Annotated in this window: 7 protein-coding genes; 5 read left to right on the forward strand and 2 right to left on the reverse strand. The window is 70.1% G+C overall.

Annotation, left to right across the window (positions count from 1 at the left end; genetic code table 11):
* Nucleotides 1-7 precede the first annotated feature (7 nt).
* Nucleotides 8-1,114: a site-specific integrase gene (locus tag XM48_RS07670; RefSeq protein WP_046455210.1), complete on the forward strand. Its 1,107-nt coding sequence runs from the start codon at nt 8-10 to the stop codon at nt 1,112-1,114.
* Here the strand turns inward: XM48_RS07670 and XM48_RS07675 are convergent.
* A complete protein-coding gene (locus XM48_RS07675) occupies nt 1,076-1,999 on the reverse strand; it encodes an AEC family transporter (RefSeq protein WP_052961370.1) in 924 nt (307 codons plus the stop codon). The two genes, XM48_RS07670 and XM48_RS07675, sit on opposite strands and share 39 nt — an antisense overlap.
* Nucleotides 2,000-2,008: 9 nt before the next feature.
* Entirely contained in the window at nt 2,009-2,938 is a 930-nt protein-coding gene (locus XM48_RS07680) for a LysR family transcriptional regulator ArgP (RefSeq protein ID WP_046455211.1), read from the reverse strand.
* 91 nt (nt 2,939-3,029) lie between these two features.
* On the opposite strand from XM48_RS07680, the gene XM48_RS07685 reads away from it, so the two are divergent.
* The 4 genes from XM48_RS07685 to codB all read left to right on the forward strand — a co-directional run bounded on the left by XM48_RS07685 (nt 3,030) and on the right by codB (nt 6,459).
* Nucleotides 3,030-3,644, forward strand: coding sequence for a LysE/ArgO family amino acid transporter (locus tag XM48_RS07685; RefSeq protein ID WP_046455212.1), 615 nt, complete (start codon nt 3,030-3,032; stop codon nt 3,642-3,644).
* A 109-nt stretch (nt 3,645-3,753) separates the two neighbouring features.
* A complete protein-coding gene (locus XM48_RS07690; RefSeq protein ID WP_231580835.1) occupies nt 3,754-4,629 on the forward strand; it encodes a CPBP family intramembrane glutamic endopeptidase in 876 nt (291 codons plus the stop codon).
* Nucleotides 4,616-5,125, forward strand: coding sequence for a nucleoside deaminase (locus XM48_RS07695; RefSeq protein ID WP_046455229.1), 510 nt, complete (start codon nt 4,616-4,618; stop codon nt 5,123-5,125). The genes XM48_RS07690 and XM48_RS07695 overlap by 14 nt, the downstream gene beginning before the upstream one ends.
* Nucleotides 5,122-6,459 (forward strand): cytosine permease, encoded by a 1,338-nt coding sequence (gene codB / locus XM48_RS07700; protein ID WP_046455213.1) that lies wholly within the window; start codon nt 5,122-5,124, stop codon nt 6,457-6,459. The genes XM48_RS07695 and codB overlap by 4 nt, the downstream gene beginning before the upstream one ends.
* Nucleotides 6,460-6,692 lie beyond the last annotated feature (233 nt).

A 6,692-nucleotide genomic window follows, 5' to 3' on the forward strand; every position in this document is an offset into this window, starting at 1 on the left:
GAAACGAATGGCATCCATCAAGCAGCGACCGAACGGGAAGTGGCGTGCTCGATACCGCGACCACTCCGGCAAGGAACACGTCCGGCACTTCAAGTTCAAGAACAACCCACGCAGCCCGGGCGAATCGGCTCAGCACTGGGTCGAACAGGAGCTCGCAGCGCTCACCCGTGATGACTGGGTGGAACCGTCGCGCCGAAACCTTACGGTCGCGGACTGGTGCGATCAGTGGATCAAGGGCTACGAGCGGCACCGCGCGTCCACCGTCCGGCAGGCGAAGACGCATCTGGTGCGGATCAAGAAGCGCTTCGGCGATCGACAGCTGCGGGCGCTGAAGCCCTCCGACGTGCTCGAGTGGATCGTCGCCATGCAGGACGAAGGCCTCGCGGCGAACACGATCTACGCCCTCCACTCCCGGCTCGCGCAGCTCTGCAACGACGCAGTGCATGACGGGATCCTCACGAAGAGCCCCACGAGTCGCCGCACGTCGCCCCCGATGGGTCGTCAGCGGCCGCACGTCGCGACGACGGCCCAGGTGTGGGCCCTGTATGAGGCGATGCCGGAGAACGTCCGCAAGGGCATCCTGCTGGGCGCGTTCGGCGGGCTACGCGCCGGCGAGGTCGTCGTGTTCCGCCCCGAGCACCTCGATGCTGCCGAGAACGTCTTGCGGCAGTGCGTCCAGTACCCCGCCGAGCCGCTCAAGACCGAGCACTCGCTGATCCCGATCCCGGTACCCAAGGAACTCGTGGTCATGCTGACGGAGGGTGTCGACGAAGGATCCTCGCTGCCGTTCGTGCGGGGCGAGCAAGGGCAAGCGATCTCGAAGCGCCGCTTCGAAGAGGTGTTCCGCGCAGCTCGGGAGAAGGTGCCCGACCTGCCAGAAGGGTTCCGCTTCCATGACCTCCGCCACTACTTCGCATCGCTCCTCATCGCTGCCGGCCTCGACATCAAGACCGTGCAGCATCGCGTCCGTCACGCCTCGGCGAAGACCACCCTCGACACGTACGGGCACATGTTCCCGGACAAGGACGAAGCGTCGCGGTCCGTCGTCGCAGCCGCGATCCTGGACCGTGCCGCATCACCCGAACCGGACCCCGCCGAAACTCCTGCGGACTGAGTGCGGACTGAGGGGCCGAAATTGCCCGGAATGCCAATGAACTAGGCGCTGCACGTAGTTGTAGACGTTCTGCGCGGTCGGCAGCGCCGCGATGACGGTCGCGACGAACAGCTGGTGGGGCGGAAGCCCGATCGCGGTGCCGAGCCCCCACGCGACGAGCGGCATCGCGAGCACCTTGAGCGCGGTCGACACGAGCACGAGCCGCACGCCCGTGCCCGGCTGCAGCGCGCGCTGACCGTGCAACGAGATGCCGAAGCTCAGCAGCACCATCGGGATCGCGGCCCCGCCGATCATCTCGAGCGGGGCGAGCACGATCTTCGGAACGGGCACGGCGAACAGTGCGCACAGCACCCCGGCGAGGCAGGCGATGATGATCGGGTTGGTGAACGCCCGGCCCACCGCGACCAGCACGCCGCGGGCCCCCGATCCGCGGGGGCGTCCGGCGCGGGTCGAATCGAGGATCGACAGGATCACCGGTGCGTACAGCGCGAGCTGCACGATGATGAGCGGGGCCACGTAGGCCGCGTCGCCGAGGATGTAGACGGCGACCGGCAGGCCGAGGTTGTTGGAGTTGACGTAGCCCGATCCCGTGGCGGCGAGCGTGGTCGTGGCGAGGTCCCGCGGGAACCAGACGCGCGAGATGACGATGAACGCCGCCGCGACGACGAGCGCCGCGACCGTCGTGACGAGGATCACGGGCGAGCGCAGCACCGAGATGTCGCTCCGGTGGAGCACCGTGAACATGAGCGCCGGCGTCGCGACGAAGAACGCCACCCGGTTGAGCGTGAGCCGCTGCTCGCCGCGCACCACCCCGAGGCGGCCGGCCAGGTATCCGATGCCGATCACGCCGAGGATCAGTGCGAACCCCTCGAGCACTCCGGTCATGCGGCCAGGCTATCGGGCGGTGCCCGATGCGTTGCCCGGTGCGGTGCTCGCCTGCGATCCGAGCGCCGCCGCGGCCTCCTCCGCGATGATCGCGCTCAGCCGGTCGAGCACGGGGGAGCGCAGGTTCCAGCGCTGCCAGTAGAGCGGCAGGGCGACGGGCCGGCCCGGATCGAGCTCGACCACGCGGCCGTCGGCGATGGCGTCGCGGCACTGCAGCTCGGGCACCATGCCCCAGCCCATGCCGAGCTCGATCGCCTGCAGGAACTCGGCCGACGACGGGATGAAGTGCCGGGGCGGACTGATGGGTGCGCGCGTGTGCCGACGGATGAAGCGCTGCTGGAACACGTCGTGCCGGTCGAACTCGATCTGCGGTGCGAGGCGCAGGGCCTCGGCGGTGAGCCCGCCCGCGAAGTGCTCCGCCGCGAAGCCGGGCTCGGCCACGGCGAGGTAGCGATCCACGACCACGCGGGTCGAGCTGCACCCGGGCACCGCCTCCTTGGTCGAGGTGAGGCCCGCCATCGCCGCGCCGCGGCGCAGCAGCTCGGTCGAGACGGTCTCGTCGGCGCGCAGCACCTCGAAGCGCGCGTCGGTCTCGCGGGCCGCCCGGGCGAGCGCCGGCACGACCCAGGTCGCGAGCGAGTCCGCGTTGACGACGAGCGGGATCACGGTGCCGCCGCTCGGGCCGCCCGAGAGCTCGCGCGCGACGTCGTCGACGATGCGCTCCAGCTGGCGCGCGGCGCGCAGCACGGCGGCGCCGGCCTCCGTCACCGCGATGGGGCGGGTGCGCTGCAGCAGCACGGACCCGGTGCGGCGCTCCATGCCGCTGAGACGCTGGCTGATGGCCGACGGGGTGACGTGCAGCTGCCGCGCCGCGCCCTCGAGGCTGCCCTCGTCGACGATCGCGGCGAAGGTGCGCAGGTGCTCGACGGGGAGGTCCATGCCTGCATCTTAAGCAATACTGATGCAGCATGAGAATCATGAGGCGCGCTCAAGTAGCGTCGAGCACGGTCCCAGCCCTAGCGTCGACCCCATGATCCTTCCCTTCCTCGTCGGCATCGGCAGCGGACTCTCGCTCATCATGGCCATCGGCGCGCAGAACGCGTTCGTGCTGCGCCAGGGCATCCGCCGCGAGCACGTGCTCCCCGTCGTGCTCATCTGCGGCCTCACCGACGCCCTGCTCGAGCTCGCGGGCGTCGCCGGGATCGGCTTCGTCGTCGAGCGCGCGCCGCTCGTGCTGGAGATCGTGCGCTGGGGCGGCGTGCTGTTCCTGCTCTGGTACGCCTGGACCGCGTTCCAGCGCGCCCGCAGGCCCGAGGTGCTCGTCGCGGGCGAGGGCAGCGGGGGATCCCTGCGCCGCACCGTGCTCGCCTGCCTCGCGATCACCTGGCTCAATCCGCACGTCTACCTCGACACGATGGTGCTCATGGGCTCGATCGGCAACGCGCAAGGCGACCCCGGCAAGTGGTGGTTCGTCGCCGGCGGCGCGCTCGCGAGCATCGTCTGGTTCGCGCTGATCGGCTACGGCGCCCGCGCGCTCACCCGCTTCTTCGCGACGCCGAAGTCCTGGCGGATCCTCGACGGCGTCGTGGCCGTGACGATGCTCGTGATCGCCGCCCGCCTCGCCTTCGGCGGCATCGGGGCGTAACCGCGCGGAACGTCGCGAATCCGATGCTCGCCGCGGCGCCTGTGCGCTCGCTATTCTGAGCGCATCGGGCGGCGCGCTGCCGCCCATGACGCGTCGATGGGGGAGAGCGATGGTCGAGCTGGGGGAGCGCGCCGGAACGAGCGCCTGGTCAGGATTCTGGAACCGCGGGAGTTGGTGGAAGGCGCTGCTCGCGGCCGCGGTCTACCTGGCGCTCTACGAGGGGGTGAGCCTGCTCCTCGGACTGGCCTGGGGCGCGGACGTCGACCCGAATCCCTTCGCGAACGCGCAGAGCGTGCTCGTCGCGCTCGTCGCCCCGCTGATCGTCGGCGCGATCCTGCTCGTCGCGTTCGTCGCCTCGCTGCGCTGGTTCCCCGCGCTGTTCGGCCGGCAGCCGATCGGCGGCGGCCGGTGGATGTGGATCGCGGTCGTCATCCTGCTGCTGCCGATCGCGCTGCGCCTCATCGGCATCGACTACGGCTCGTACGCCGCGGGCGTGGTCCCGCTGACCTTCCTCGCGGGCCTGCTCATCGGATTCACCGAAGAGCTCCTCACGCGCGGCATCGCGGTGAAGATCCTGCGCGACGCGGGGCACGGCGAAATCGTCGTTGCCGTGATCTCCTCCGCGCTGTTCGCGCTGCTGCACTCCGTCAACCTGCTGACCGGCCAACCGATCGGCACCGTACTGGCCACCATCGGCTACGCGTTCGCCTTCGGGGTGCTCATGTACCTCGTGCTGCGGGTCACCGGATCGCTCATCTGGCCGATCATCATCCACGGCCTGACCGACCCCACTACCTTCCTCTCGACCGGCGGCATCGACGTCGCCGCGAGCGGTCCCCAGAACGCGCTCCTCGTCCTCGCCGGCCCGTTCAACTTCGTCATCATGGCCTTCGCGGTGATCGCGCTCTGCTGCATCCGGGGACGCGTCGGAGCGCCCGGTGCGGCCGGTCGTGGCCGGTACGATGGGATGCATGCAGCTGAATGAAGACGACCGCCGATTCCTCGACCTCGCGATCGAGCAGGCGAGGATCGGCTGGGACGAGGGCGGCGTGCCCATCGGCGCCGCGCTCGTGCACTTCGGCGAGAACGGACCCGAGGTGCTCGCGGTCGGCCGCAACCGGCGCGTGCAGATGGGCAGCGCGATCCGCCACGGCGAGACCGACTGCCTCGAGAACGCCGGGCGCCTCCCCGCGAGCGTCTACCGCAACAGCGTGCTCTACACGACCCTGTCGCCCTGCACCATGTGCGCCGGCACCGCGATCCTCTACGACATCCCGCGCATCGTGATCGGCGAGAACCGCAGCTTCGAGGCCTCGGAGGAGTGGCTGCGTTCGAAGGGCACCGAGCTCGTCGTCGCCGACGACGCCGCGTGCGTCGACCTCATGAACCGCATGATGACCGAGCGCCCCGAGATCTGGGCGGAAGACATCGGCGTCGAGACCGCCGACCTCGAGGGCGCGGCCGGCGAGGCCCGCGCGTGAGCGCCGGCAGCGTTCACGAGCAGCAGACCACGACGGAGCAGCCGGGATCGACGCCGATCGATCCCGACTACCCCGTCACGCCCGTGCCGCCGCACGCGCGCAAGGGCTTCTTCTCGCTCATGGTGGTGCTGCTCGGCTTCACCATCTTCACCCCGACCATGCTCGCCGGCGCCGCGCTCGGCAAGGCCTTCGGGCTGAGCGAGCTGCTCGTCGTCATCGCGCTCGGCTCGGCCGTGCTCGGCACCTACGTCGCCGTGCTCGGCTGGATCGGCGCCCGCACCGGCCTCACCACGGTCGTGATGGCCCGGTACACGCTCGGCACCCGCGGATCGAAGCTCGCGTCGATCCTGCTCGGCGGCACCCAGATCGGCTGGTACGGCGTGGTCGTCGGCACCATCGGCGCGCTCACCGCGCAGGCCTTCGGCTGGGAGTCGTACGGCGCGAAGGCCGCGGTCATGATCGTCGTCAGCGCGCTCATGTGCGCGACCGCCGTGTACGGCTACCGCGGCATGTACTGGGTCTCGCTCATCTCGACGCCGCTCATCCTGATCCTCGCGTTCTGGGTGATGTTCCGCTCGCTCGACGAGGTCGGCGGCTGGGCGGGCCTCGCCGCGATCCACCCCGACGGCTCGATGCCCATCGCGGTGGCCGTCACCGCGGTCGTCGGCACCTTCGTCTCGGCGGGAACCCAGGCGCCCAACTGGACCCGCTTCGGCCGCAGCGGCGGCCAGGCCGTGATCGCCTGCGTCGTCGGCTTCCTCGTCGGCAACGGCCTCATGATCTTCTTCGGCGCGATCGGTGCGATCACCTTCGGCGAGGGCGATTTCGTGCTCGTGCTGTTCAACCTCGGCATGATCGGCTGGGGCCTGTTCCTGCTGTTCGGCAACCTGTGGAAGTCGAACGCCGACGCCGCCTACTCGTTCGGCGTCGCGGGAGCCGAGCTCTTCAACCGGCCGAGCAAGACCCGCTTCGTGATCTTCGGCTCCGTCATCGGCACCGTGCTCGCGCTCGTCGGCGTGCACGAGCACCTGCCGCAGTACCTCGGCCTGCTCGGCACGTTCATCCCGCCGCTCGGCGGCGTGATCATCGGCGACTACCTGGCCCGCTGGCGGCGTACGCAGATGCCCGAGGGCGAGGCGCTGCCGCGCTTCAACTGGGTGAACCTCGGCGTCTACGTCGTGGCGTGCGCGGCGGCCTGGGTGTCGGGCCAGTTCTCCTTCGGGATCCCGCCGGTCATCGGCATCGCGGTCGCGCTCGTGCTCAGCGTCGCGCTGACCCGCTTCGGCCCGCAGCGGCCGCTGCAGGGGCTGACCGAGGCCATCGACCTCGACTGAGCGAGCGCGCCCTCGGGCGCGGGTGCGCTCCCGCCTGCGGCCGTGCTTGTGCTCGCGGAGTCTGGGTTGGATCCTGCATGCACCTCATCGAGAGGACCCGAAAGCACCTTTCCTCCCACGAGAGAGGTGCATTCGGGTCCTCTCGATGGTGAGAGTCGACGCGGCGCCCGGGTTATACCGCGATGATACCCGCGGGCTATCCTGCCCGAAGCTCCAGGAGCGTGTCGACGTCC

It is taken from the genome of Leucobacter sp. Ag1, from assembly GCF_000980875.1.
GTDB classification, from domain to species: domain Bacteria; phylum Actinomycetota; class Actinomycetes; order Actinomycetales; family Microbacteriaceae; genus Leucobacter; species Leucobacter iarius.